At 66.5% G+C, this 1,081-nt stretch carries 1 protein-coding gene; it reads right to left on the bottom strand.

Features of this window, described 5'->3' with window-relative positions; genetic code table 11:
* The coding region (locus tag ABZ716_RS24665; RefSeq protein WP_358961764.1) for an IS481 family transposase at nucleotides 1-979 on the bottom strand (979 nt) is incomplete at its 3' end.
* Nucleotides 980-1,081 lie beyond the last annotated feature (102 nt).

The following is a 1,081-nucleotide window of genomic DNA, read 5'->3' as shown; positions in this document are numbered from 1 at the left end:
TGTATTGACCTGCAGGGTTGTTGACGCGGGTGATGGGCGGGTGTCCGTCGAGTGCGGTGTGGCAGCGGTGGTGGTTGTAGGTGTGGAGGAAGTCTGCCAGGGCTTCGGTTCGTTCCTGGTTTGAGGTGTAGGGCCGCAGATAGGCCCACTCGTCGAGCAGGGTGCGGTTGAAGCGTTCGACCTTGCCGTTGGTCTGTGGCCGGTAGGGCCGGATCTTCTTGTGTGCGATGCCGGCCGCGGTGAGGTTCTGGGTGAACAGCTTCGACTTGTAGCAGGCACCGTTGTCGGTCAGGACTCGTTCGACGGTGACGCCGTGAGCGGTGAAGAACGCGTTCGCGCGTTGCCAGAAGGCGATGGCGGTGTGCTGGCGTTCGTCGGGTAGGACCTCGCTGTAGGCCAGGCGGGAGTGGTCGTCGACGGCCGAGTGGATGTAGCTGTAGCCGATCACCGGGCTGCAGCTCCTGCGTTCGGTGGTGGTGGCTTGCCGATTGCGGTCACCGGCTGCCCTGCCGACGGTTCGCCATCCGCCGCCGTCGGGGATGTTGCCGAGTTTCTTGATGTCGACGTGGACCAGTTCGCCGGGCCTGGCCCGTTCGTAGCGTCGGATCGGCTCGCCGGTGGGCCGGTCGAGCCACGCCAGCCGGTTCAGGCCGTGACGGACCAGGATCCGGTGCACGGTCGAGGCGGGGAGGCCGAGGACCGGGCCGATTCGGGCTGGGCCGAGCTTGCGGCTCTGCCGCAGGTCGCAGACGCGGTCTTCCACCGTGGACGTGGTCCGGTGCGGCGTCGTGTGAGGTCGGCTCGACCGGTCGTGAAGACCCGCTTCGCCCTCCGTCCGCCACCGGCGGATCCACTTGTGGGCGGTGGCCCGGGAGATGCCCATCTCGGCGGCCACATGAGCGACCGGACGGCCGGAGCGGACACGTTCGACCAGCAGTCTCCTACCGAAGACGGTCAGCCGGGCATTACGGTGGGGCACGAAGACCTCCGCGCGGTGAGTTCCTAGACAGCTCCCACCACACCGGAGGTCTTCGCCATGATCAAGACCAGACCGGCGTCAACAACGCTCGTGATCAATACA

The sequence above is a fragment of the Streptomyces sp. NPDC006687 genome (genome assembly GCF_040636215.1).
GTDB lineage: Bacteria > Actinomycetota > Actinomycetes > Streptomycetales > Streptomycetaceae > Streptomyces.
Note: the sequence above shows the minus strand (reverse complement) of the source record. Positions and strands in the feature narration are given on the sequence as shown.